This is a genomic window from Xanthomonas sp. AC360 (genome assembly GCF_979258225.1).
Genome location: NZ_OZ409846.1, coordinates 2556179 through 2581169 on the forward strand (window position 1 = coordinate 2556179; position 24991 = coordinate 2581169).

Below are 24991 nucleotides of genomic sequence, written 5' to 3' on the forward strand. Positions count from 1 at the left end.
CCTGCCCGCTCCTTCAGCGTTGTCCGATGACCCAGTTCGCGTCCACCGATCCTCTGCCCAGCCGCAACCCGCAACTGCTCGATCAGGTGCGCGATATCGTACTGGTGCCGCTGGCCGATGCGTTCATCGACGTACAGGACGCGCTGGCCGAGGCGTTGTTCCGCCTGGCGGCCGATGCCGGCGCGGCCCAGAACGATTTCATGGAAGCCATCCAGGCCTTGCGGCAGCAGCGCGAACCGATCACTGCGCGCTTTCGCGGGCATCTGGCCAAGGCCTGGCAGGGCCTGGAGTCCGCGCGGCCGTTGTCGGCCGAGCGTAGCCTGGCACGCGGCGCTGCCGGGCTGACTCTGCTGCCCGAACAGGATCTTGAAGTCCGGCTGGCGGTGCGCAATCTGGCCGGCGCGTTGCAGCATCAATGGCGGCCGGAGCTGATGCGGCTCAATCGCTATCTGGGCTTCATCGCCGGCGGGCTGCGCATCGATGGCGACAGCAATCCGTTCGGCCCTGAGCACCTGGGCGTGGCGCTGTACGAGGCCTTCCAGGGCGTGACGCTGGCGGCTAAGGTGCATCTGGCGGTCATCAAGGTCTGCGAGCAGCAGCTGATGCCGCGCGTAGGCCAGCGCTACGCAGAGCTGGAACAGGCGTTGGCGCAGGTTGCCAGCCTGCGCGAGTTGCCGCAGGCGCGCCATCGCCGCGGCGGCATCCCGCGCCAGGGCAAGACCGGCAACGAGGACACCACCGAGACGCCGGACTGGATCGCACGGTTCTTTGCCGACTGGTCCGGCGGGCAGGGGGCATTGGTCGACGTCAAGGTGATCGACGTGCATCTGCGCAGCGGCCGCGAAGTGCTGCCGGCCGCGTTGCACCAGCGTTTGCAACAGGCGCGCCACCTGCGCGAGCCCGATGCCGGGCGGTTGGAGTCGGTCGCGCAGCGGCGGCTGTCGCCGCGTGAGGTGGTTTCGGCGTTGTCGCTGCTGCAGACCATGCCCGGCGCCGGGTTCGACAGCATCGACGACGGGCAGCGCGGCTTGCCGCACGCACTGCGGCAGCACCTCATGCGCGCGGCTGCCTCGCTTGGCGTCGACCCGGTCACCACCTGCCTGGACCCCAACGATGCCGATGCGCTGGATCTGATCGCGCTGCTGTTCGACGCGATCCTGGTGCAGAGCCAGCTTTCCGATGCGCAACGCCGCCTGCTGGGGCAGTTGCTGGTGCCGATGGCCAAGATGGCGATGCTCGACGGCCATCTGTTCGTGCGCGATGGCCACCCGGCGCGTCGTCTGCTCAATCTGCTGGTGGATGCCTGCGACGGCAATGGCGGCGAAAGCCCGGCCGAACAGGCCTTGCTGGCGCAGGTGGAGGCGGCAGTCGTCACCGTCGTGCGCGACTTCGACGAGCATCCAGCGGTGTTCTTGGCGTTGGAAGCCGAGTTCGGCGCCAGTTACGAGCAGTACCGGCGACGCGTGGAGATTGCCGAGCGCCGCGCCAACGAATTGCAACGTGCCGAAGAACGCCGCGAACGCGCACGCAGCATTGCCGCCCAGGCGCTGGCCGAGCGGCTGGCACGCGGATCGCTGCCGCCGGTGGTGGAGCATTTTCTCAGCCGCGTCTGGCATCCGAGCGTGCAACAGGTTGCGTTGCGCGCCGATGGCGCCGGCCCGGGCCTGGACGCCGCCATTGCGGTGGGCGACGCCGTGTTGGCGCAGCTGACGCCTGCGCGCAGCGATACCGGGCTGGATGCACAGCGTGCGCCGTTGCTGCAGGCGTTTGCGTTGGCCGGGTTGGGGCCGCGCGAGGCCGAACAGGCCTTGCAGGAACTGCTGCGCGCGCTGGCACCCACCCCGGCTGCTGTCCATGCGGAAGCGCTCGCCCCCACCTTGACCGCATTGCGCCTGGTGCCCAGCCCCGTCGACCCGGTGGCAGAGCCGTTGACCCCGATGCTCGATGCGGGCGGGCAGGTGGAATTCGACCGCATCACCGCCGACTTCTTTCGCGCCATGGCAATCGGCACCAGCCTGGACTTCGTCGACCGCGAAGGCCGTGTCCAACCGGGCAAGCTGTCGTGGATCAGCCCGATTTCCGGGCGGCTGATGTTCGTCAATCGGCGCGGCGGGCGGCTGTGCGTGTCCTCGCCGGAAGAGCTGGCCATGATGGTCTGGCTGGATCGCCTGCGCCTGCACCGTGAAGAAGACGCTTTCTACAGCGCGATGCAGGACGTGGTCGACGGGCTGGACGCGTCTGACCCCCTCAAGGCTTAACCCCCGCAGGCGTATAACGGGTGCCGGCAGGCTCCACCGCAAGGTTGCGGGCTACGATGTCTCCTTGACACGCAAACCCTGGGCGGTCACGAGTAAAGTGAGAGCTGCGTCACACTTAACGAACGAGCGAAACGCCTACCATGCGAGGGCGGAATTTGGGGCCGCGTCTGTTTTTACTCGTTTGAATATTTTCACGCCTGCAGAGGCGGGGAGCCTTTGCGCATGACTTTTCAGCCCAGTCCGTCGGGACAGCCGGGCCGTGACCAACGCTTGCTCGAACAGGCGCATGACGTGTTCGTGCCCGCGCTGGTGCAGGTGTTTGCAGCTGCAGTCGCACATTTCGATGATGTCCTGTTCGATCGCGCCGAATCCGCCGGCGCGTCACAGTTGCTGTTTCTCGATGGCATGCGCGAGTTGCGCCGCAAGCGCGAAGACGTGACCACCCAATTCCGCCAACAGCTGGAAGACGGCTGGCAGGCGCTGTTGCTCGGAACGCCGTTGTCGGCCGAAGTGGTACTGGCCGGCGACATGGGCACCGGCCCGCTCAGTCTGGTGCCCGAGCACGTACTCGAATCGCGGTTGGCAGTACGCAACCTTGCCACCGTGCTGCTGCGCGATTTCAAGCAGGTGCTGGCGCGTGTCGACCGCCGCCTGGGCTGGATTGCCGGTGGCCTGGAACTGGTGGCCGACACCAATCCGTTCGGTCCGGAACATCTGGGTGTGGCGATCCACGAAGCGTTCGCCACCTGCGATCTGGCGCCGGAAGTGCGCCTGGTGGTGATCAAGCTATGCGAGCGCGACCTGGCCGAACCGATCGGCAAGTTGTATGCGCGTCTGGACGAAACTCTGGTCAAGGCCGGCGTGATGCCGGAAATTTCGCAGCCCAAGCGCCCGCCGCCGCGCATGCAGCCACGTGGCGAGACGCCCGAAGCGCGCGCGCAAGCCGACGCTTATGGCGGCGATACCGAAATGGGCGGCGACGATCAGAACGACCAATACGCGCCAGCCTGGGCCAATCGCTTCCTGGACCGCTGGGCGCATAGCCGCGGCCGCATGCAGGCCGCCGCGCAACGCGGTCATGCCGATGGTGGCGGCGCTGGCGGCATGGAAGGCGAGGCCGATCATCCTGGCGGCAGCCAGGGCATGCTGCTGGATGCACTGCACGAACTGCTGCAGCAGACCCGTAGCGTGCGCGACAGCACGGCCTCGGCTGCGTCGGTGGCGGTGGGCCAGCAACGCCCGCTGAGCCAGCGCGAAATGATGTCGGTGCTGTCGTTGCTGCAGGCCACGCCCAGCGCAACGCTGCAGGCGGCCATCGGCGACGACAACGAATCGCTTGCGCAGCGTCTGAAGAACGAAGTGCTCAACAGCGCTACGCGTCTGGGCGTGGACCCGGCCACCGCAAAGCTGGACCCGATGGACGAGGATGCGATCGACCTGGTCGGCATGCTGTTCGACGTGATGCTGGACGAGCGCGATCTGGAAAACCGCTCGCGCGAAATGATCGGCCGGCTGGTGGTGCCCTTCGTCAAAGTGGCGCTGCTGGACCGCAAGATGTTCGTGCAGAAGACTCACCCGGCGCGGCGCCTGCTCAATTCGCTGGCCGAGGCCTGCGAGGGCAACAACGGCGACAGCGCCGCCGAGCGAGTGCTGATGGGCAAGGTCGAAGAAATCGTCGACCGTCTGGTGGCCGAATTCAACGAGAACCTGGCGATCTTCCTGACCCTGGAAGAAGAGTTCCGCGACTTCCTGTCGCAGCACCGCCGCCGTGTGGAAATTGCCGAGCGCCGCGCCACCGAAACCCAGCGCGGCCAGGAAAAACTGGAGTTGGCGCGCAACCGCGCGCTGGCGGAGCTGGAGCAGCGCGTGCTGGCCGGTGCGCCGTTGCCCAAGGCGGTGGAAGACTTCCTGCGCCAGCCGTGGCTGCATCACCTGACCATGGCGATCCTGCGCGACGGCGACGAAGGTCCCGGCACGGTGGAAGCATTGGCGCTGGCCGATGGCGTGTTGGAAGAACTGAGCGAGGCGCGCCGCCACATCATCGGCAAGCCGTGGCTGCAGGTCTGGCAACCGGCGCTGCATCGCGTGTTCGCCAGCGTTGGCCTGCATGGCGACGCGGTGGTGGTGGCGATCACGGCATTGCACGACACCTTGCAAGCCATCGCCGAGGCACGCCCGGAGCTGGAAAAAGCCTTGCCGGAACTGCCGCAGGTCAACCTGCCGCCGCCAGCGGCCGAAAGCGTCAGCGTAGTGCTGGGTGCCGAAGCGGTGGCGCAGAGCATCGACAGTGCCGACGCCGAACGGTTCCGTGCGATGGACATCGGCACCTGGCTGGATTTCGTCGACAAGGACGGCAAGGTGCAGGCCGGCAAGCTGTCGTGGGTCAGCCCGATTTCGCAGCGGCTATTGTTCGTCAACCGCCGCGGTGTGCGTTTCTGCGTCGCCTCGCCGGAAGAACTGGCGGTGATGGTGCGGCTGGGGCGCCTGCGCGAACACATCAACGACGGCGCGTTCGACAGCGCGATGCAGGGCGTGATCGACCGGCTGGATCCGCACAACAACGGCACGGTGCACTGAGCGATTGCATCGACTGCGCAGCGCTGTCGCTGCGCGTCGGAGGCTGTATCGCCGTCTTCGGCGAGCGTGCTTTGAAGAGTGGATATGCGTCGCTGGCGCGACCATCGCGAGGGTCTTGCCGTGTCGGCGTTTGGACTCCTGGAGTCGTCGGGCTCCTGCAGCAGACGCCGGATGTTTGCGGCGTCGTGGCGGTTCGGATGGCCAGGCGACTCTTTCGAAGTGACTCATCGGCAGGCGCGGAATCATTGCACCAGCAAACGCGACGTGTGCTGCCTTGTCGCGCAATACGTAAGCGCTGCATTTGCGATTGGATTGCGCAACACGCTTAGAGCGGCTAACAAAACGTAGCGAGCATTCGCCAGGTGGGTGTGGACAGCCCGGAGGAACCGGAGTCTACGCGTGGTACATGCGGCACCAAGCATCGGCCGCGCCCGCTTGGCGGTGAGCACAGTCCTTTTGTCAGCCGCTCTTAACCGACGGATTCCCCTGACGCCTGTACTCCGGCACCCACGCCCGCGATGACCGCATCCCGGAGCGCGCTACTCAGCGCGATGCCGGGCCGATGAACTCCAGCGCCCGCGCGATCACCGAGGCGTGATCGACCATGCGGTTATGGCCCAGTCCTTCGGTACTGAACAGCTGCGCGCCTGGCCAGAGTGCGGCAAAGCGTGCGCCTTCTTCCCACGGCGTCTCGCGGTCGCGGCGGTCGTGGATGATCAGCGCCGGGCGATCGAAGTGCGGCAGGTGCGCGGTCGCATCGAAGTCGGCAAAACACTTGCCGGTGAGCTGGATCAGCCAATTTTCGAACGGTGCGAATGCGCCGGGTGCAATACCGAACGCACGGAACTGACGTTGCGCGCTGGCGGCCGGCGCCACCAGCGGGGCGATCAACACATAACGGGACGGACGCCATGCCGGGTCGTCGGCAAACACCACTGAGGCCGCCCCCAGCGAGTGGCCGATGAACATCGCAGGGCGGCCAAAACGCTCGCCGATCTGGCGCAGCATCTTGACGAAATGCGGCATGTTGCTGATCTTGCCGCTGCTCAGACCATGTGCCGCCTGATCGAACGCCAGCACCGCATAGCCAAGCGCGCGTAGCTGCGGCACCCAGGCCGCAAAGCGCAGGCCATAGCTGGCCCAGCCATGCGACAGCAGCACATACGGCTGCTGCGCAGGGTCGCCCCATTGGTAGACGGCGATGTCGATGCCGTCGATGTGCAGGGTTTGCTGCTGCACATCGGTCAACGTTGCGGCGATGGTGGCCGCCTGCCGACGCCCTGCCGCACCCGGGGTGACGAAACGGCGCGCCAGAGAGCGGCCGGTCGGGCCGGGGGCCAGGCGACTGACTGTGCGCATCAGGCCGCGGAGCAGCCGCGCACGCAATTTGGCGATGGACGAGCTCATGGGGGAGTCCTTGTAGGGGAGGGCGCGTCGCACATCTTGTCGCCGACAAGATGCGACACAAGTCTGCCGATTGAATCTTGTCAGCGTCAAGATGATCTGCTCCACTGAGCTCCCGATAAACGAAGCCGCCATGTCGCGATCAGACGTTCCTGCTGGCTATCACCACGGCGATCTGCCGGCCGCATTGCGTCGCGCTGGCTGGGAGCTGGTCGGCGAATCGGGCGTGCGTGGGCTGACCTTGCGCGAATGCGCGCGCCGCGCCGGGGTCTCGCATGCCGCACCCGCGCACCACTTCGGCTCGCTGGACGGGTTGTTGGCGGAAGTGGCGGCCGATGGCTACGAACGCATGCTCGCGCGCATCCACGCAACCCAGCAGGAACTTGCCAACCCGCTGCTGGGCTGCGGACTGGGCTACCTGCGATTCGCCATCGACTATCCGCAGCAGTTCCGGCTGATGTTGGGCCTGGACCTGCGTTCGCGCAGCCTGCCACGGCTGCTGCAGGCCAGCGAGGCAGCCATGGCCTGCCTGCGCGACACGGTGCGCACACAGTGGAGTGCCCGTCACGGCAGCGCGCCAGACGCCGAGCTGCTGGAACAACGCACCCTGCTGGCGTGGAGCGCAGTGCACGGCTATGCCTCGCTGGCGATCGACCGCAAGCACGACGCCTTGCGCGCGTTTGCGCCGGAACTGGTGTTCGCCCCGTTGCTGCATGCGGTGCTTGAACCCTGATGCGCGATCTGCGGGGAAAACGCGGTACAGGCTGACGTGCGACCTGGCCGACAGCCAGCGCAGCACACGTGCCAGGCGCCGCGGCCACGCTCTGCTAGCATCGCCGCACTGAGCGCGAGACCGGAGCAACCCATGGCTGTGCAGGTGCTGGTGCTGAAAGAACAGGCGGCAGGCGAACGCCGGGTGGCGGCAACGCCGGAAACGGTCAAGAAGCTGGTCGCGCTCGGCGCCCATGTGTGGATCGAGCCGGACGCCGGCCGCGCCAGCAGCATGGACGATGCGGCGTATCTGCAGGCCGGTGCGCAACTTGCCAGCGCACACACGCTTGATCAGGCCGACATGCTGCTCTGTGTGCAGGCACCGCCGACTGATGTCTTGCTGTTGTGCAAACCGCAGACAGTGGTGATCGGCATGCTCGCACCCGATGCCGACCCGGCGCGTGCGCAGGCATTTGCCACGCGCGAACTGGTGGCGTTTCCGCTGGAGCGCCTGCCGCGCACCACGCGTGCGCAATCGATGGACGTGCTGAGTTCGCAAGCCGGCATGGCCGGTTACAAGGCGGTGTTACTGGCCGCGCAACTGGCGCCGCGGTTCTTCCCGATGCTCACCACCGCCGCGGGCACGATGCGCCCCTGCAAGGTCGTGGTAATCGGTGCGGGTGTTGCCGGCTTGCAGGCGATCGCCACGGCCAAACGGCTGGGCGCGCAGGTGGAAGGTTTCGATGTGCGCCCGGAAACCCGCGAGCAGATCGCGTCCCTGGGCGCGCGCTTTCTGGATCTGGGCGTCAGCGCTGCCGGCGAAGGCGGCTACGCACGCCAACTCACCGACGACGAACGCGCCGAGCAGCAGCGCCGCCTGGCCGAGCATCTCAAAGGCGTGGATGTGGTGGTCTGCACTGCGGCCGTGCCGGGGCGACCAGCGCCAAAGATCGTGACCACGGAGATGGTGCAGGGCATGCGCGCCGGCAGCGTGATCGTGGATCTGGCTGCGGAAACCGGCGGCAACTGTGCGGCTACGCGTCCGGGCGAAACCGTCGATCTCGATGGCGTGGTGGTCGCCGGGCCGCTCAATCTGGCAAGCCAGGGCGCGGTGCATGCCAGCGAGATGTTTGCGCGCAACGTCTACGCATTCGCCGCGTTGTTGATCAGCGACGGTGCGCTGTCATTCGACTGGGACGATGAGTTGCTGGCGAAGACGCGTTGGTCGGCCACACCGGCGGCCTAGCGCGCTGCGTGCGCGCAGTGGCTGTTCGACGTGTCGCTGGTGCGCGATGGAGATGACCGTCAAGGCTTGATTGCACGCCGTCGCGCTGCTGCGCGGCCAGTGCGGCGGCGTTCAATCGTCCGTCGGCGGGTGGTCGCGTAACCAGGCGCTGCGTTCGGCCGGGCTCATCTTCTGCCAGCGTTGTTGCAGCTCATTGCGCTGTTGCGGGTTGAGCGCGCGCATGCGGTCGAACAAGGCCTTGGCTTCGCGGCGCTGGTCCGGACTCATGTTGCGGAAGCGGTCCATGCCGGCCTTGGCCTGCTTGCGCTGTTCGGGAGTCATGTCCAGCCAGCGACTGGCATGCCGGTACATGCGCGGACGTTCTTCGGGCACATCGTTCCAGCGCTCGCGCAGCGCATCGATCAGCACTTGACGCTGTTGCTGGGTCAGCTTGTCCCACTCCGGCATCGGCGTTTCGTTGCGTGGGCCTGGGCCATGCGGGCCGGGTCCGTCCATCGGCGGTGGCCCTGGCGGGCCCGGCGGCGGGCGATCCTGAGCCAACAGCGACGCGCACGGCCCGGCGCAGAGCAGCAGGGTCAACAGCAGGCGGGTGGTGCGGGTCATCGTGCTCATTCCATGGCCAAAGCGGTATCGGACCCGAGCCAGACATACAGGTCGGGGTTCTGGGTCAGCAGGTCGTCGGTGTCGGTGCCGGCGCTGTTGCCGGCCACTGCCTGGGTCGGCGCGACGCTTGTGGGTGCAGTGTCGCCCGGTCGCAGTTGCAGGCCGATAGCGACGGCCAGCAGACCCGAACAGGCGGTGGCCAGCAACCAGTAACCGCGGCGTGGACGCGGCGCCGACGCGTGACGTGCCTGGCGCAGGCGTGCCAGGGTCTGCGGCGGCAGGCTGGTGAGCGCGGCGGCGTGCAGTTGGCGCAGTTGCGCATCGAACTGGGCCGGATCGTGGGAGTGGTTCACAGGAAATCCTCGAACTGTTTTTGTAACGCGTCGCGCGCGCGCGATAGGTGAGTTTTGACCGAGCCTTCGGAGCAGCCCATCGCCTTGGCGGTGGTGGCCACATCCAGGTCTTCCAGTACGCGCAGCGTGAACGCCTCGCGCTGGCGCGCCGGCAGGCTACGCAACGCCTGGACCAGCCGCTGGTAGGCCTGCTGATGTTGCTGCGCGCCGACCGGGCCGATGCCGGGGTCGGCCCACTCGATCGGGCCTTCGTCATCGGCGCGCTCGGCCGGTGCCCAGAACTTCAGCCGGAACGTGCGGCGGCGCTGCAGGTCGATGATGCGGCTGCGCAGGATGCTCCAGAACAGCGGCGTCCATTCCTCGGCCGGCCGTTCACGGTAGCCGAGCAGCTTGACCATGGCGTCCTGCACGGCATCCAGCGCGTCTTCGCGGTGACGCAGACCGGCCTCGGCAAAACGGAACGCACGCGGACCGATGCCCGCCAAAAAGGCGTCCAGCGACACCGGGACGGCAGCGGCCGTTGTAGAAGGCTGCGGATCGAAAGGGGTTCCCACCAGCACAGCGTAGCTTCCGCGAAGACGATACGACGTCAACGGCCCAGCGCCGATTCGGTTGACATGCCCGATGCGTGGGTATGATCGGCGGGCCGCACCGGCCAGTGGAGCGAAAGACGATGAGCGACGGGTTCGTAGCGCTGTACATCTTCATGCTGGCGGCCATCGCCGGCCACGTGATCATCTCGCGGGTGCCGGTGATCCTGCATACCCCGCTGATGTCCGGCTCCAACTTCATCCACGGCATCGTGCTGATCGGCGCGATGGTGGTGCTTGGGCATGCCGATACCACGCTGGAAAAAGCGCTGGGGTTCGTCGCGGTGGTGCTGGGCGCGGGCAATGCAGCCGGGGGTTACGTGGTGACCGAGCGGATGCTGGACATGTTCAAATCCAGCAAGCCGGATCCGGCCAAGCGCGACGCGAAAGATTGAACGTACGGCGCCTACGCATCGCAGCGGTGGTGGCCGCGGCCGTGCTTGTCCCGCTGCTCGGCTTCGCGCTGGGCTTCCTGGCTTATGTGCTGCCGTTCGGGCAGATGTCCTTCTCTGGAGCGTGGCTGCTGATGCACCTTTTGCCGATCCTCATCAAGAGTAGCTACCTGATCGCCGCGACCCTGTTCCTGCTCGGCCTGCAACGCATGGCCTCTCCCAGGACCGCGCGTAGCGGCATCCGCTGGGCCGGCGCCGGCATGCTGATCGCCACGGTGGCCACGTTCTTCCTGCCGGAACTGCACAACGTGCCGCTGATCCTGGCAGCGCTGGCGATCGGCACCGGGGTGGCATGGTGGTCGGCCAAGAAGGTGGCCATCACCGACATGCCGCAGATGGTGGCGCTGTACAACGGCATGGGCGGCGGCTCGGCGGCGGCGATTGGCGCGGTGGAGCTGCTGCGGTTTTCCTTCTTCGCCAATCGCGATACCGCGCACTGGAGCGCGCAGGCGATCGCCGAACTGGCGGCGCGGCGGCCGGACACCACCACGGTGATGCTGGCGGTGATCGGCTCGGCGATCGGGGCGGTGTCCTTGTCCGGCTCGATCATCGCCTGGGCCAAACTGGATGGCCGGCTCGACCGACGGGTGACCTTCCCCGGCCAGCAGGCGGTCAATCTGCTGGTGGCGCTGGCAGTCCTGGCGCTCGGCATCTGGGCCGCCACCAGCCTGCAGCCGCTGGCGATCATCGCCTTCTTCGCCGTGGCGCTCGCGCTGGGCGTGTTGATGACGCTGCCGATCGGCGGTGCCGACATGCCGGTGGTGATTTCGCTCTACAACGCTTTTACCGGCCTGGCGGTGGCGTTTGAAGGCTATGTGCTGGGCAATGAGGCATTGATCATTGCCGGCATGATGGTGGGCGCGGCCGGCATCTTGCTGACCCGGCTGATGGCCAAGGCGATGAACCGGCCGATCAGCGGCGTGCTGTTTTCCAACTTCGGTGGCGGCGGGCAGGCGCAGGAGATCAGCGGCGCGCAAAAACCCATCGAGGCCAGCGATGTGGCCGCGATGATGGCCTTCGCCGAGCGGGTGGTGATCGTGCCCGGCTACGGCATGGCGGTGGCGCAGGCGCAGCACAAGATCTGGGAGCTGGCGCAGCGGCTGATCGCGCGCGGGGTCAAGGTGAAGTTTGCGATCCACCCGGTCGCCGGGCGCATGCCCGGGCATATGAACGTGCTGCTGGCCGAAGCCGGCGTGCCGTACGACCTGATCGCCGACATGGACGACATCAATCCCGAGTTCGCCAGCACCGATGTGTCGCTGGTGATCGGCGCCAACGACGTGGTCAACCCGGTCGCCAAGACCGACCCGGCCAGCCCGATCTACGGCATGCCGATCCTGGACGTGGTCAATTCACGCAATACCGTGGTGATCAAGCGCGGCAAGGGCACCGGCTTTGCCGGCATCGAAAATGCGCTGTTCTACGCCGACAACACCCGCATGCTCTACGGCGACGGTGCCGAAGCGGCCAGCGCGCTGGTCAGCGAGTTGAAGGCGCTGGATGGGGGCGGGCATTGAGGCCTCGTACGACTGATGTCGCGGATGCACTTGAGAAGCCGATTGGTCGAGGGCGGTGTGCTCGCTGCCAAGTTCCTTGCAGCTGAGGCGCAGATCGGCAGCTCACGCGTGATCTATCCGCAATCTCCAGCCAGTCGCAAACAAGCTGCCGAGCTTTCGAATCGCAGCAGTGTCCAGAGGTAGTCCAACGCTCAGCTCGTCGAGGGCGCGGTGCCCTCACCGCTTGCGGGACACGCCGTGAATCCGTCCCTGGAGGCTCCTTGGCGGCATCCATGCCGCCAAGGGTCCCGCAAGCGGCGAGGACACCGCACCAGAGAGTTGGTCGGCTGCTTTCTTGAAAGCGTGTTACCGGGCTTGCGCTGCGCTATGCAAATGAAAGTTTTGGATTGCGTGTTGAAAGCCGGTCTGCTGCTCCGCTTGCGATGAGAAGGTGCTGAGAAGCTGGTCGACGAACAGTGACCCGGTCAGCGCACGTCATGCCCTGCTCGCAACCACGCACACCGACCAGCTTGACTGGTCCTTGCCCGCCCACCCTCGCGGGACCTTTGGCGGCATGGATGCCGCCAAAGAGCTTACAAGGACGTACTTGCAGCGTGTCCCGCGAGGGTGGGCGGGTAAGGGCCCTGCAGCCAAGTCGCAGAGCTCCAGGCATCGCTGCGTCGGCACAATGAGCACGACAGTCCTCGAAGAACAGCGCCATCTGGATCTATGTGACCGAGGCATCCGCTTCAACGCATTGCTGCTTCGGCTACCGCGACAACTGCGCCTTGCTCAGCGCGCAGCCCACCACGCCACGAGCACCGCTGCGAAGTAACACAGCAGGTCGAACGCATTATTGGCCAGTTGCACCAGGGTCCAGGCCAGGCGAGGGCCCATTTTCTGGGCCGAGGTCCACGGGTCCAGGCCCAGCGACCCGCCCAGTTGCGCCGAGGCAATGCCCCAGTTAGCACCGACGATGATCAATGCGGTGGTCGCCACCGCCACGCCGATACGCAACCGGCCGGCGCGCAGTGTGCCCAGGCGCAGCATCCAGACCACTTCCAGTGCGACCAGTACCGCCATCCAGCCGGCCTGGTTGCCGAGCGCAAGGGCGATGAGCAGCCAGGCGATGAGGGCGGTGACGCTTCCCAGCAACAGGAGCGGGGGCCAGAGCCAGTGGGCGCTTCTGGCGGACGCGGAGGTGGGCGGCATTGGAGCTCCTGACAGTGCGCACATGATAGAGCGCATGCCGCACTTTGCGACGCACTGCATCGGCAGATGGAATGCAGCGTCGTTGAAGGGATTGGCGGCCAGCGGCGGCGGCGCCATCTCGGTCGGCTAGAATGGCCGACTTGCGCGCGTCCGGCGCGGCCCCATATCCAGCCCATGTACTCCCGTAGCAGCGAACCCGTCCAGTTCGAACGCGATTGCGATGCCGTCATGGTGCCGCAGGGCGATTCGGTGACCCTGCCCGCAGGCAGTTATGGCTATATCACCCAGGCCCTGGGTGGCAGCTACACGGTCTTTGTCGAAGGCAATCTGTTCCGCATTGCCGGCAAGGATGGCGATGCGATCGGCAAGGAGGCTCCGCCGGGGCTGGAATTGCCCGCTAACGCCAGCGACGAAGAAGTGGAAGCACTGGTATGGCAGCAGTTGCGCACCTGCTTCGACCCGGAAATTCCGTTCAATATCGTCGATCTGGGCCTGGTCTACGAAGCGGTGGTCAGCCATCGCGAAGAGGACAACCAGCGCCGGGTGGACGTCAAGATGACGCTCACCGCGCCCGGCTGCGGCATGGGTGAGATCCTGGTCGACGACGTGCGCAGCAAGGTGGAAATGATCCCGACCATTGCCGAGGCCGATGTCGAGCTGGTGTTCGACCCGCCGTGGGGCCGGCATATGATGTCCGAAGCGGCCCGTCTCGAGACCGGCATGCTCTGATCGTCAGGCGCCATGTCCGCAGATGTGGCGCCGCGTCCTTCCGCCCGCCATACAGGAATCTTCCGGTGTCCGTGTCCTTCGCTTCCACCCGTTCTCCGTCGCCGCGCAGCGTCGACGAACTGTCCGTGATCCTGGCCGCGCCCGGTTTCGGGCTGCATTTCACCGACCACATGGTCGCCATTTCCTGGAACAACGAGCAGGGCTGGCACGACGCGCAAGTGCGTGCCTACGGCCCGCTGCAGTTGGACCCGGCCGCGTCGGTGCTGCATTACGGCCAGGAAATCTTCGAAGGCATCAAGGCTTACCGGCATGCCGATGGCTCGATCTGGACCTTCCGCCCGCAGTCCAACGGCGAACGCCTGCAGCGCTCGGCGCGTCGTCTGGCGCTGCCGGAATTGCCGGTGGACCTGTTTGTCGAATCGCTGCGCCAGCTGGTGGCCGTGGATGCCGGCTGGGTGCCGTCGGCGCCGGAGACCAGCCTGTATTTCCGCCCGTTCATGATCGCCGATGAGGCCTTTCTGGGCGTGCGCGCCGCGCACAAGGCCTCGTACTACGTGATCGCCAGTCCGGCCGGCCCTTACTTCGCCAAGGGCGTGGCGCCGGTGTCGATCTGGTTGTCCACCGAGTACGCACGTGCGGCCAAGGGCGGCACCGGCGCGGCCAAGTGCGGCGGCAACTACGCCGCTTCGCTGCTGCCGCAGCAGAAAGCCTATGCGCAGGGCTGCTCGCAGGTGCTGTTTCTGGATCCGGTCGAAGGCAAGTACATCGAAGAACTGGGCGGCATGAACGTGTTCCTGGTCTACCAGGACGGCAGCCTGGTGACCCCGGAACTGTCCGGCAGCATCCTGGAAGGCATCACCCGCGACAGCATCCTGCAGCTGGCGCGCGACCGCGGCATGCGTGTGGTCGAGCGCAAGGTGTCCATCGACGAATGGAAGCAGGGCGTGGCGTCGGGCGAGATTGTCGAAGTGTTTGCCTGCGGCACTGCTGCGGTGGTCACCCCGATCGGTGAGCTCAAGGGCGACGGCTTTGCGGTGGGCGATCTGTCCGCGCCGGCGGGCGAGGTGACCATGTCGCTGCGCCAGGAATTGACCGATATCCAGTACGGCCGCGTGCCGGACCGGCATGGCTGGTTGGTGCGCTTGTCCTGAGTCAGCGGTACAGCGTCAAAAACAGGCCTCTGCGCGTCAGCGCAGGGGCTTTTTTTTTGCCTGCCATGCAGCAGGGCGACATGCATCCCGTCAAAAAACTGTGGGAAGCGGACTGAGCAGACATGACGCTTGTCACAAAACTGATATTTAAGTTTCAAAAGTGTCGATTTCGTATTGTCCAGTCTGGTTGGAGTGGGATAGGTTCGCTGAACGGATCAATAACAGGGGATTGATTCGGGGACTCGGCGCCGACCTATGCAGGCGGTGCCGGATTACACCGCCAAGGCGGTTCTCTTTGATTTGGAAGGGAATTCGATGTCGAACGAGTCATTCCGCAAGCGTCCTCGCACGCTTACCGTCCTGGGCGCCACTGCGCTGACCTCCCTGTTGCTGGCAACACCTGCGTTTGCCGGTGAGGTCTACCTGGACGGTCTTGCCACTGCCCAGACCCACCAGAAATTCATCGTGACCTACAAGGACGGCAGCACTGCGCTGGCCAGTCCCACTGTGCTGAGCACCTCGCTACGCACCGCCGCACGCGCAGTTCCGGCCAAGGCCGGCAAGGCGCTGGGTCTGAACGCAGTGCGCCGTCTGGCGCTGGGGCCCGAGCTGATCAAGGCCGACCGCGCGCTGGACCGTGCCGAGGCCGAGACCCTGATGCGTCAACTGGCCTCCGACCCGAACGTGCAGAGCGTGGAAGTCGACCAGATCCTGCGCGCCACGCTGACCCCGAACGACACCCGGCTGTCCGAGCAGTGGGGCTTTGGTACCACCAATGCCGGCCTCAACATCCGTCCGGCCTGGGACAAGGCCACCGGGACCGGCGTCGTGGTGGCGGTGATCGACACCGGCATCACCACGCATGCCGACCTCAGCGCCAACATCCTGCCCGGCTACGACTTCATCAGCGACGCGACGGCTGCGCGCGATGGCAATGGCCGCGACAGCAACCCTGCAGACGAGGGCGACTGGTATGCCGCCAACGAGTGCGGCACCGGGATTCCGGCCTCCAACTCCAGCTGGCACGGCACCCATGTGGCCGGCACGGTCGCTGCGGTGACCAACAACAGCACCGGCGTGGCCGGTACTGCCTACAACGCCAAGGTCGTGCCGGTGCGCGTGCTCGGCAAGTGCGGCGGCTCGTTGTCGGACATCTCCGACGCCATCGTCTGGGCGTCGGGCGGCAGCGTCAGCGGCATTCCGGCCAACGCCAACCCGGCCGAGGTCATCAACATGTCGCTCGGTGGCGGCGGTGCCTGCTCGACCACCATGCAGAACGCCATCAGCGGTGCGGTGTCGCGCGGCACCACGGTGGTGGTGGCGGCCGGCAACAGCTCGGCCAACGTGTCCGGCTCGCTGCCGGCCAACTGCGCCAACGTGATCGCGGTGGCGGCCACCACCTCGGCGGGTGCCAAGGCCAGCTATTCCAACTTCGGCGCCGGCATCGATGTGTCCGCGCCGGGCTCGGCGATCCTGTCCACGCTCAATAGCGGCACCACCACCCCGGGCAATGCCAGCTACGCGTCTTACAACGGCACCTCGATGGCGGCGCCGCATGTGGCCGGCGTGGTCGCGCTGGTGCAGTCGGTCGCGCCGACCGCGCTCACTCCGGCAGCGGTGGAAACCTTGCTGAAGAACACCGCACGCGCGTTGCCGGGTGCCTGTTCCGGCGGTTGCGGCGCCGGCATCGTCAATGCCGACGCCGCGGTGACGGCGGCCATCAGCGGCAGCAACGGTGGTGGCGGTGGCGGAACCGGCAACACGCTGACCAACGGCACGCCGGTCAGCGGCCTGGGTGCGGCCAGCGGTGCGGAGCTGAACTACACCATCGCCGTTCCCGCCGGCAGCGGCACGCTCACCGTGGCGATCAGCGGCGGCACCGGCGATGCAGACCTGTACGTGCGCGCCGGCAGTGCACCGACCGACACCACCTACGCCTGCCGTCCGTACCTCAGCGGCAATACCGAAACCTGCAACATCAGCGTGCCCTCCGGCACGTATTACGTGCGGGTCAAGGCGTACAGCACGTTCTCTGGCGTGACCTTGAGCGCCAGCTACTAAACGTTGCCGTTCGACGCTGTTGCGCTGTCTGGTCGCGTGGCCAGGCAGCGCTGTCCCAGCGCGACACCTCATCTGCGATGTCCGCCCACGTCTGCCGTTTCGGCAGGCGCAGGCAGGGCATTGCCGCTCGGCCGGAATGGACACCGGTCAGTCGTTTCGACGGGCGCCAGCGCCCGTTTCGTCCGGCCCGATCCGCGGTGTTGCGGCAAGGGCTCGGTCATCTCGCCGCAGCTGCGGCACTTCTACTTCTTGAGGAACGATCGATGTCCAATGTGTCGCAACGTCGTGCACCTGCACGCGCACTGGTAGTGCTGGGTGTTTCCGCGCTGACCTCCCTGCTGGCCGTGCCGGCGTTTGCCGGTCAGGTCAATCTGTCCGGTCTGGAATCGCAGCCCACGCTGGACCGCTTCATCGTCAAGTACAAGGACGGCAGCAGCCCGACAGTGAGCCCGACGTCGATGCGCGCATCGCTCAATTCGGTCGCCTCCGCCGTGCCGGCCCGCGCCGGTCGCGCGCTGGGTCTGAGCCACGTGCGCCGCACCGCGCTGGGGTCGGAAGTGCTCAAGGCCAGCCGTGGCCTGGACCGTGCCGAAGCCGAGACGCTGATGCGCCGCATCGCCGCCGATCCGAGCGTGGATTACGTGGAAATCGATCAGATCATGTATCCGACGCTGACCCCGAACGACACGCGGCTGTCCGAGCAGTGGGGCTTCGGCACCACCGCATCCAGCATCAACGTGCGTCCGGCCTGGGACACCGCCACCGGCACCGGCGTGGTGGTGGCGGTGATCGACACCGGCATTACCAGTCACCCGGATCTCAATGCCAACGTGCTGCCGGGCTACGACTTCATCAGCGATGCGGCGCGCGCGCGCGACAACAACGGCCGCGACAACAATCCGGTTGACCAGGGCGACTGGCGTACTGCCAACCAGTGCGGAACCGGCGTGCCGGCCGCCAATTCGAGTTGGCACGGCACCCATGTGGCCGGCACGATTGCCGCGGTCACCAACAACAGCACCGGTGTTGCCGGTACCGCGTTCAATGCGCGCGTCGTGCCGATCCGTGCCCTGGGCCTTTGCGGTGGCACAACATCCGATATCGCCGACGCCATCGTGTGGGCCTCCGGCGGCACGGTGTCCGGCGTACCGGCCAACGCCAATCCGGCCGAGGTGATCAACATGTCGCTGGGCGGCAACGGCACCTGTTCCAGTACCTACCAGAACGCCATCAACGGTGCGGTGTCGCGCGGTACCACGGTGGTGGTGGCGGCCGGCAACAGCAATGCCAACGTGGCCAACTTCACCCCGGCCAGCTGCGCCAACGTGATCTCGGTGGCGTCGATCACCTCGGCCGGTGCGCGTTCGAGTTTCTCCAACTTCGGCACCACCATCGACATCTCCGGCCCGGGCTCGGCGATCCTGTCGACCTTGAACAGCGGCACCACCACGCCGGGCAGCGCCAGCTACGCGTCCTACAACGGCACCTCGATGGCGGCCCCGCACGTGGCCGGCGTGGTTGCGCTGGTCCAATCGGCGGCCAGCCGTCCGCTGACGCCGGCGGCAGTGGAAACCCTGTTGAAGAACACCGCACGTCCGTTGCCGGGCGCCTGCTCGGGCGGCTGCGGCGCCGGCATCGTCAACGCGGCGGGTGCGGTCAGCCAGACCCCGTAACGCGAAGGCAAGGCGCGATGCCGGCCTGACCGCCGGCATCGACGTCGGGCCGGCCCCGACGCCGCTGTCGGTGTTTTGAATCCTGCACTGCCCCGCTTCGGCGGGGCAGTGTGCGTTTGGGCATAGGCCACGACTGGGCGTCGGCCAACCGGCGGCGGCAATGGCTGAACAAAGCGCATGGAGCAGCCTTGCTGCCGCTTCAGCCCCGCAAACGGCGCGCCGATAGCCACCGCACGTGAGGCATGGCCGTGTGCAACCGCCCCACGATCAGGCAGCGCGCGTCGCAGAGGGCGTCAGCGCGTTGTCTTCCGAATTTTCGGCTCCTTGGGGAGGGTTGATCCATGTCGCATGTCTCGGTTGGTGTGCTGCGCCACGCTGCGTTTGTCTGTGCGTTGTCCTGCACGTTTTATGCCACTGCCGGCGAGGTCAGCCTGCAAGGGCTGGCGTCCAGTTCCACCCATCAACGTTTCATCGTCAGCTACAAGGACCGTGTCGGCAGCAGCCGTGCGACCGGCCTGTCTGCGCCGTGGCGCGAGATCGCCCGCGCCGTGCCTGCACAGCGCGGGCGCGCGCTGGGGTTGTCCGCCACGCGCCGGCTCAGCACTGGCCCGATGTTGTTGGTGGCCGATCGCAAACTGGATCGCGTGGATGCGGAAAGCCTGATGCGGCGCCTTGCCGCCGACCCGGCCGTCAAGCGTGTGGAAGTGGACGTATTGATGCGCGCCTTGCTGGTGCCCAACGATCCCGGCGTGCCGCAGCAGTGGGCGATGGGCACCAGCACCGCCGCCCTGAATATCCGGCCGGCGTGGGACCGCACCACCGGCAAGGGCATCGTGGTGGCGGTGATCGATACCGGCATCACCAAGCATCCGGATCTGGACGCCAATGTGCTGCCCGGCTACGACTTCATCGTCGACCCGGCGACGGCGCGCGACGGCAATGCGCGCGACGCCACTGCCGCCGACCAGGGCGACTGGACGGCGGCAAACGAATGCGGGCCCGGTGCGTCCGCCTCCAGCTCCAGCTGGCATGGCACGCATGTGGCCGGCATCGTGGCGGCGGTCGGCAACAATGCCGGCGGCGTGGTCGGCACGGCGTTCAATGCCAAGGTGCTGCCGCTGCGCGTATTAGGCCGCTGCGGCGGGTACATGTCCGATATCGCCGATGCGATCGTCTGGGCATCGGGCGGCAAGGTCACCGGTGTGCCGGCCAATCCGAATCCGGCCACGGTGATCAATCTGTCGCTGGGTGGTGCGGGGAATTGTTCGACAACGCTGAGCACGGCCATCGCCGGTGCGGTGACGCGCGGTAGCTCGGTGGTGGTGGCGGCAGGCAACAGCAATATGGATGTGGCCACCAGCGTGCCGGCCAATTGCCCGAACGTGATCGCAGTGGCGGCCACCACCTCGGCGGGCGCCAAGGCCAGCTTCTCCAACTTCGGCAAAGGCGTGGATATTGCAGCGCCGGGGCAGGCCATCGTCTCCACGCTCAACAGCGGCACCAAGGTACCGGGGAATGCGGCGTATGCGTCTTACAGCGGCACCTCGATGGCTGCACCGCATGTGTCTGGTGTGGTGGCGCTGATGCAGTCGGTGGCACTGAATCCGCTCACGCCGGCCATGGTGAAAGCCCTGCTCAAAAGTAGCGCCCGGCCGTTGCCGGTTGCCTGCACGCAGGGGTGCGGTGCGGGGCTGGTCAATGCCGATGGCGCGGTGGCGGCGGTGATCGCGTCGACCACCTTGGACAGGAATGTGGCACGTACCGGTTTGAGTGCAGCGCAGTCGGACGTGTTGTATTACCAGATCAACGTGCCGGCCGGTACGCGCTCGCTCAAGGTGGCGCTCAACGGGGGCAGCGGCAATGCGGATCTGTCGCTACGCGCAGCTGCACTGCCCACCGACACCGCCTACACCTGCCGCAGTCTGCTGCCGGGCAATGCCGACAGCTGCACATTGAACGCACCGGCGGCCGGCACGTATTACGTGCGGTTGAAGGCGACGCTGGCGTTTTCAGGGGTCAGCGTCACGGCGACGTACTGAGCATCGCGGGAGCATCGGCTTCCGATGCGGGCTTAAGACCGCCGAGACACCGGCTGCGCTCGCCACCAGGTGGGCGCGGCCGATGCTGGGTGCGGGATGTATCACGCCTACGTTCCGGTGCTAAGCATGCCGTCCATGCGGACCTGACGGGTGCGCGCTACGGTTTGGTGGCCACTGTTACTCGCACAGCACGCAAGCCCGTGCAGTGAGTGCCTGCAGCAGCTGCGCGCCGGGCAATTCCAGCAGCAAGCCACGCTGGCCGGCATTGATCCACAGTGCCGGTGCGTCCAGCGCGGTGGCTTCGATCAGCACCGGCGCCTGCCGCTGCTGACCGAGCGGGCTGATACCGCCCACCTTGTAGCCGGTGCGGCGTTCGGCATCGGCCACGTCCATCATGCGAGCGGACTTTCCGCCGCATGCGCTGGCCAGTTGTTTCAGCGACAGGCGCCGGTTGCAGGGAATGACTGCACACACGGCCAGGTCGTCGACCCAGGCCATCAATGTTTTCAGTACCGTCTGCGGTGCCAGCCCAAGCGCGTTTGCCGCCTGTAGGCCTTTGGCGTCTGCGTCGGGTTGATAGTCGTAAGGGTGAAGCACGTAGGCCACGCCGGCAGCATCCAATGCCTTGGTCGCGCGAGTGGCCTTGCTCATGACCTCAGAGCGATTCGAAACGGTTGGCAGCGACGTTCTTGCGCACCTGTTCCGGATTCCAGATCCGCCCGTTCATGGCGATATACACGCCGGCCGGCAGCGACTGCACCGCACCGACCGCGCAACCGATATTGAACTCCGCATCCGAGCCGCGGAAACGCGCCGGGTTGAGCGCGCCGGTCATCACGATGGTCTTGTCGGCGATCGACTGCAGCACCTTGCCGGTTGCCACCATCGAATCGGTGCCATGGGTGATCAACACGTGGCGGGTCGGTTGGGCGGCAATGGTGGCGCGGATCAGCTCGCGATCAGCCTCGGTGATGTGCAACGAATCCTTGCGGATGATCGGAATGACCGAGAAGCGGAAGGTCACGCCCAGCTCCTTGAGGATCTGGCCAATCTGCGGGTCGCCGATCTGGTAATCGGATTTGTCGTCGAAGTAGATCTTGTCGATCGTGCCACCGGTGGTGACGATCAGGAGGTCTTCCATTGCTGCGGATCCTTCAAGCGTGCGCGGTGCAGGCCGCGCGAGGGCCGTCATGATACGGCGCGGCGGCGCGCCCTGCAGGGCGCAGCCGTTAGCGCGGGATGCGTTTTTTGCCGAAGCGCGCGGCAACGCCGGGCCCGCTGACCAGCCCGATGACCAATAGCGCCAGCAGCAGTTCCAGCCACGCCAGTCCGCGGACGTGGGGCTGACTCCAGGCCGCCATCACGCCGTGACTGAACCAGCCCAGCGCAAAGGTGCCCGCCCAGAAGCGGGCACGGGCACTGCGCACAGCCAGCAGGCCGGTCAGTGCCGGCGGCAGCGCGAAGACCAGCAAGGCGGCGGTGCGACGCGGGTCGTCGTGAAACCAGATCACGTACACCACAGTCAGCGCCAGCAGCGCAAACGTCAGCAGCCAATGCACGGCGCGCAGGCTCACGGCGCGGCGAGCCGGCGTGCAATGTCGGCCACGCGGCGGCCGAGCGCGCGCGCCAGCAGGGCTTCGTCCTCGCTGGGTTGCGGGTCGCCACCGGCGCCGGACACATGGCTGGCGCCGTACGGGGTGCCGCCACTGGTGGTGTGGCTCAGCGCGGCCTCGGTAAACGGGATGCCGACAATCAGGCAACCGTGGTGCAGCAGCGGCAGGTGCATCGATAGCAGGGTGGATTCCTGGCCGCCATGCATCGAGGCGGTGGAAGTGAACACGCCTGCCGGCTTGCCGGCCAGGGTGCCGGTGGCCCATTCGGCGCCCAGGCTGTCGAGGAAGTGTTTCATCGGTGCGGCCATGTTGCCGAAGCGGGTCGGGCTGCCCAGCAGCAGGCCGCTGCATTCGGCCAGATCGACGCGGTCCACATACGGCGCGCCTTCGTCCGGCACCGGCGGGGCGCTGGTCTGTGTCACCGCAGCCACCGGCGGCACCGTGCGCAGCCGCGCACTCATGCCCGTCACCTCGCCGATGCCGCGCGCGATCTGCCGCGCCAGCCGTGCCACCGAGCCGCCACGGCTGTAATACAGCACCAGAATCTCCGCCATCGTGCCTCTGCCGCATGTTGAGTTGCTGCAGTATCGGCCATGCCGCCGCCTGCCTGCACGCCGCAGGTGCGACAAGGCCGCGATGACGGCGCATCGGGTACCCTTGCGCGATGTCGCGTGTGAACAAACTCCACCAATGGAAAGAGCGTCTGCGCGATCGCGCGCGGACGGTGAGCTTCGGGCGTTTTCTGTGGCGCCGCTTTCTGGACGACCGCCTGTTCCAGGCCGCGGCCTCGCTGGCCTACACCACGGTGTTTGCGCTGGTGCCGCTGGCAATCGTGGTGTTCGGCGTGTTGTCGGCGTTTCCTGCATTCAACGAATGGAAGGACGCGCTCACCGACTTCATCTTCAACAACTTCGTGCCCGGCGCTGCGCGCTCGGTGCAGAACTATCTCAACCGTTCGCTGGAAGATCTGGGCAAGTTCACCGTCGCCGGTATGGTGGCGCTGGTGGCCTCGTTGTTGATCACCCTGCACAGCATCGAACAGACCTTCAACAGCATCTGGCGGGTGGCTGCCGCGCGGCCCAAGGTGACCCGGTTTTTGATTTACTGGACCGTGCTGACCCTGGGCACGATGCTCGCCGCCGCCTCGATGGCGATGGCGGCCTACGTGTTCGCGCTGCCGCTGTTCCGCACCACCGAAGGCCAGTGGCTGGCCGAATTCGCCTGGCGGCTGGCGCCGATGGCGGTGGAGTTCGTCTGCATCGTGCTGATCTACCGCGTGGTGCCGCAGCATGTGGTTCGCCTGCGTCACGCGCTGCCTGGCGCGCTGCTGGCGGTGATCCTGATGGAAATCGTCAAATGGGGCTTCGGCTTCTATCTGGGCAATTTCCAGACCTATCAGCGCATCTACGGCGCGCTGTCGGCGCTGCCGATCCTGCTGCTGTGGATTTATCTCAGCTGGGTGTCGGTGTTGCTGGGTGCGTCGCTGGCATCGTCGATGTCCGCATTCCGCTATCAGCCCGAAGCCATGCGCCTGCCGCCGGGCTTTGAAATTTATGGCCTGCTGCGTCTGCTCGGCCGTTTCCGGCAGGCACGCATCCACGGCAACGGCCTGGACGAAGATCGCATTCTTGCGCTGGAGCCGATGCTCACCGACACGCTGATGCAGGAGCTGCTGTGCGAGCTCAAACGCATCCGCCTGCTGCGGCGCGACGAGCGCGGCCAATGGCTGCTGGCGCGCGATCTGGACGTGGTGCCATTGGCCGAACTCTACGAAAACTGCCAGCTGCGCGTCCCGATCGAAGACCGCCCGCTACCGTGCCGCGACGATGCCTACGGCCAGGCCGCCGCCGCCGCGCTGGAACAATTGCGTCAACCGTTGCGCGGCGTGCTGGCGCAACCGGTCGGCGACCTCTACACCCACCTCCCCGGAGATCCTCCATGACGATGCGTCTTGTGCGCGGCGCGTGCGCGCTGCTGTTGCCGCTGTTGCTGCTGACCGCCTGCAAGCCCACCGGCGAGGGCACCCCCGCTGCGACCGATTCGGCGGCAGCGCCTGCCACGGCCACCCAGACACCCGAAAAACCCGCCGCTGACCCGGCCAGCGCGGCCAACACCTCGGTGGTGCAACAGACCGCCGAGATGCCCAAGCTGTCGCTGCCCACAGTGTCGGGAGAGACCTACGACCTGGCCGCGCATCGCGGCAAGTGGGTGGTGGTCAACTTCTGGGCCACCTGGTGCGCGCCTTGCCTGAAGGAAATGCCGGAGCTGTCGGCACTGCACACCATGCGCGACAGCGTCGAAGTGGTGGGCCTGGCCTACGAAGACATCACCGCCGCCGACATGCAGGCGTTTTTGACGGACCACCCGGTGTCCTACCCGGTGGCGATCCTGGACCCGTATCAGCCGCCGCAGGACTTCGCCACGCCACGCGGCCTGCCGATGACCTATCTGATCGGCCCGGACGGCAAGGTCGCCAAGCAGTTCCTCGGCCCGGTCACCGCCCGCGACATCGAAGCGGCGGTCGGCATCACCGGCAAGGCGGGGTGATGCAGGCGGCGCGTTTTGTGGTCAGCGGGACGGTGCAGGGCGTGTGGTACCGCGCCTCCACCCGCGAGCGCGCGCTGGCGCTGGGTGTGTACGGGCACGCCCGCAACCAGCCGGACGGTAGCGTGGAGGTGGTCGCCGCCGGCAGCCAGGCCGCACTGGATGCGTTGGAAACCTGGCTGTGGCAAGGCCCGTCAGCGGCGCAGGTGACGTCGGTGACACGCACGGCATGTGCGGTTCCGCCGACTGAAGAATTTGTAACTGGCTGAGTGCGTGCCG

General features: G+C 66.6%; 23 protein-coding genes and 1 other RNA gene. 14 read left to right on the forward strand and 10 right to left on the reverse strand.

Translation table 11 applies throughout. The annotated features are described in order from the left end of the window. Positions 1-26: 26 nt before the first annotated feature. Positions 27-2258 carry a DUF1631 domain-containing protein gene (locus ACZZ0O_RS10950; RefSeq protein ID WP_463590781.1) on the forward strand — a complete coding sequence of 744 codons (2232 nt, stop codon included), beginning with the start codon at positions 27-29 and terminating at the stop codon, positions 2256-2258. Between the two features lie 222 nt (positions 2259-2480). Further along, on the forward strand, positions 2481-4835 hold the full coding sequence (locus ACZZ0O_RS10955) for a DUF1631 domain-containing protein (protein WP_463590782.1): 2355 nt from the start codon (positions 2481-2483) through the stop codon (positions 4833-4835). A 332-nt stretch (positions 4836-5167) separates the two neighbouring features. Here ACZZ0O_RS10955 and ACZZ0O_RS10960 read toward each other — a convergent pair. Both ACZZ0O_RS10960 and ACZZ0O_RS10965 read right to left on the reverse strand, forming a co-directional pair. After that, positions 5168-5243: non-coding RNA, sX9 sRNA (locus ACZZ0O_RS10960), on the reverse strand. Between the two features lie 135 nt (positions 5244-5378). Beyond that, positions 5379-6242 carry an alpha/beta hydrolase gene (locus ACZZ0O_RS10965; RefSeq protein ID WP_463590783.1) on the reverse strand — a complete coding sequence of 288 codons (864 nt, stop codon included), beginning with the start codon at positions 6240-6242 and terminating at the stop codon, positions 5379-5381. 130 nt (positions 6243-6372) lie between these two features. Here ACZZ0O_RS10965 and ACZZ0O_RS10970 point away from each other — a divergent pair, with 130 nt between their 5' ends. Together ACZZ0O_RS10970 and ACZZ0O_RS10975 are read left to right on the forward strand one after the other, a co-directional pair. Continuing rightward, positions 6373-6972: a TetR/AcrR family transcriptional regulator gene (locus tag ACZZ0O_RS10970; RefSeq protein WP_115512436.1), complete on the forward strand. Its 600-nt coding sequence runs from the start codon at positions 6373-6375 to the stop codon at positions 6970-6972. A gap of 132 nt (positions 6973-7104) precedes the next feature. Beyond that, positions 7105-8196, forward strand: coding sequence for an NAD(P) transhydrogenase subunit alpha (locus tag ACZZ0O_RS10975; protein ID WP_323517739.1), 1092 nt, complete (start codon positions 7105-7107; stop codon positions 8194-8196). Positions 8197-8307: 111 nt separating this feature from the next. On the opposite strand, the gene ACZZ0O_RS10980 is transcribed toward ACZZ0O_RS10975, so the two are convergent. The 3 genes from ACZZ0O_RS10980 to ACZZ0O_RS10990 are packed head-to-tail and all read right to left on the reverse strand — an operon-like array spanning position 8308 to position 9712. Next, a complete protein-coding gene (locus ACZZ0O_RS10980) occupies positions 8308-8799 on the reverse strand; it encodes a DUF3106 domain-containing protein (protein ID WP_463590784.1) in 492 nt (163 codons plus the stop codon). A 5-nt stretch (positions 8800-8804) separates the two neighbouring features. After that, positions 8805-9152: a hypothetical protein gene (locus tag ACZZ0O_RS10985; RefSeq protein WP_463590785.1), complete on the reverse strand. Its 348-nt coding sequence runs from the start codon at positions 9150-9152 to the stop codon at positions 8805-8807. Further along, complete coding sequence (locus tag ACZZ0O_RS10990; RefSeq protein ID WP_323538825.1) at positions 9149-9712, reverse strand: RNA polymerase sigma factor; 564 nt, start codon at positions 9710-9712, stop codon at positions 9149-9151. Before ACZZ0O_RS10990 ends, ACZZ0O_RS10985 begins: the two co-directional genes overlap by 4 nt. Before the next feature lie 113 nt (positions 9713-9825). Between ACZZ0O_RS10990 and ACZZ0O_RS10995 the strand changes: the two genes are divergently transcribed. After that, a complete protein-coding gene (locus tag ACZZ0O_RS10995; protein ID WP_055851467.1) occupies positions 9826-10137 on the forward strand; it encodes an NAD(P) transhydrogenase subunit alpha part 2 in 312 nt (103 codons plus the stop codon). A gap of 131 nt (positions 10138-10268) precedes the next feature. Beyond that, positions 10269-11711 (forward strand): NAD(P)(+) transhydrogenase (Re/Si-specific) subunit beta, encoded by a 1443-nt coding sequence (locus ACZZ0O_RS11000; RefSeq protein WP_407078658.1) that lies wholly within the window; start codon positions 10269-10271, stop codon positions 11709-11711. Positions 11712-12482: 771 nt separating this feature from the next. On the opposite strand, the gene ACZZ0O_RS11005 is transcribed toward ACZZ0O_RS11000, so the two are convergent. Continuing rightward, positions 12483-12902 (reverse strand): hypothetical protein, encoded by a 420-nt coding sequence (locus ACZZ0O_RS11005; RefSeq protein ID WP_463590786.1) that lies wholly within the window; start codon positions 12900-12902, stop codon positions 12483-12485. A gap of 174 nt (positions 12903-13076) precedes the next feature. On the opposite strand from ACZZ0O_RS11005, the gene sufT reads away from it, so the two are divergent. The 5 genes from sufT (at position 13077) to ACZZ0O_RS11030 (ending at position 20555) form a co-directional block, all read left to right on the forward strand. Continuing rightward, positions 13077-13631 carry a putative Fe-S cluster assembly protein SufT gene (gene sufT, locus ACZZ0O_RS11010; RefSeq protein ID WP_011260066.1) on the forward strand — a complete coding sequence of 185 codons (555 nt, stop codon included), beginning with the start codon at positions 13077-13079 and terminating at the stop codon, positions 13629-13631. Positions 13632-13696: 65 nt separating this feature from the next. Continuing rightward, positions 13697-14782, forward strand: a complete 1086-nt coding sequence (locus tag ACZZ0O_RS11015; RefSeq protein WP_463590787.1) for a branched-chain amino acid aminotransferase — start codon at positions 13697-13699, stop codon at positions 14780-14782. Between the two features lie 315 nt (positions 14783-15097). After that, positions 15098-16843, forward strand: a complete 1746-nt coding sequence (locus ACZZ0O_RS11020; RefSeq protein ID WP_463590788.1) for a S8 family peptidase — start codon at positions 15098-15100, stop codon at positions 16841-16843. 263 nt (positions 16844-17106) lie between these two features. Beyond that, positions 17107-18516 carry a S8 family peptidase gene (locus ACZZ0O_RS11025; RefSeq protein ID WP_463590789.1) on the forward strand — a complete coding sequence of 470 codons (1410 nt, stop codon included), beginning with the start codon at positions 17107-17109 and terminating at the stop codon, positions 18514-18516. Positions 18517-18857: 341 nt separating this feature from the next. Further along, the gene (locus ACZZ0O_RS11030; RefSeq protein ID WP_463590790.1) at positions 18858-20555 is read left to right on the forward strand and encodes a S8 family peptidase; all 1698 of its coding nucleotides are present in this window, start codon (positions 18858-18860) and stop codon (positions 20553-20555) included. Between the two features lie 177 nt (positions 20556-20732). Here ACZZ0O_RS11030 and ybaK read toward each other — a convergent pair whose 3' ends face one another. The 4 genes from ybaK to wrbA all read right to left on the reverse strand — a co-directional run bounded on the left by ybaK (position 20733) and on the right by wrbA (position 22722). After that, on the reverse strand, positions 20733-21206 hold the full coding sequence (gene ybaK / locus ACZZ0O_RS11035; protein ID WP_323517733.1) for a Cys-tRNA(Pro) deacylase: 474 nt from the start codon (positions 21204-21206) through the stop codon (positions 20733-20735). 4 nt (positions 21207-21210) lie between these two features. Next, positions 21211-21696 carry an asparaginase domain-containing protein gene (locus ACZZ0O_RS11040; protein WP_055851295.1) on the reverse strand — a complete coding sequence of 162 codons (486 nt, stop codon included), beginning with the start codon at positions 21694-21696 and terminating at the stop codon, positions 21211-21213. A gap of 88 nt (positions 21697-21784) precedes the next feature. Further along, positions 21785-22129 carry a DUF2069 domain-containing protein gene (locus tag ACZZ0O_RS11045; protein ID WP_323538831.1) on the reverse strand — a complete coding sequence of 115 codons (345 nt, stop codon included), beginning with the start codon at positions 22127-22129 and terminating at the stop codon, positions 21785-21787. Continuing rightward, positions 22126-22722 (reverse strand): NAD(P)H:quinone oxidoreductase, encoded by a 597-nt coding sequence (gene wrbA, locus ACZZ0O_RS11050; protein WP_055851304.1) that lies wholly within the window; start codon positions 22720-22722, stop codon positions 22126-22128. Before wrbA ends, ACZZ0O_RS11045 begins: the two co-directional genes overlap by 4 nt. 110 nt (positions 22723-22832) lie before the next feature. Here wrbA and ACZZ0O_RS11055 point away from each other — a divergent pair, with 110 nt between their 5' ends. From ACZZ0O_RS11055 to ACZZ0O_RS11065, 3 genes are read left to right on the forward strand one after another with little or no spacing between them, the layout of a single operon-like run. Continuing rightward, positions 22833-24110: a YihY family inner membrane protein gene (locus ACZZ0O_RS11055; protein WP_115527186.1), complete on the forward strand. Its 1278-nt coding sequence runs from the start codon at positions 22833-22835 to the stop codon at positions 24108-24110. After that, positions 24107-24715: a TlpA family protein disulfide reductase gene (locus ACZZ0O_RS11060; protein ID WP_463590791.1), complete on the forward strand. Its 609-nt coding sequence runs from the start codon at positions 24107-24109 to the stop codon at positions 24713-24715. Before ACZZ0O_RS11055 ends, ACZZ0O_RS11060 begins: the two co-directional genes overlap by 4 nt. Further along, positions 24715-24981, forward strand: a complete 267-nt coding sequence (locus ACZZ0O_RS11065; protein WP_463590792.1) for an acylphosphatase — start codon at positions 24715-24717, stop codon at positions 24979-24981. Before ACZZ0O_RS11060 ends, ACZZ0O_RS11065 begins: the two co-directional genes overlap by 1 nt. The last annotated feature ends 10 nt before the right edge of the window (positions 24982-24991 follow it).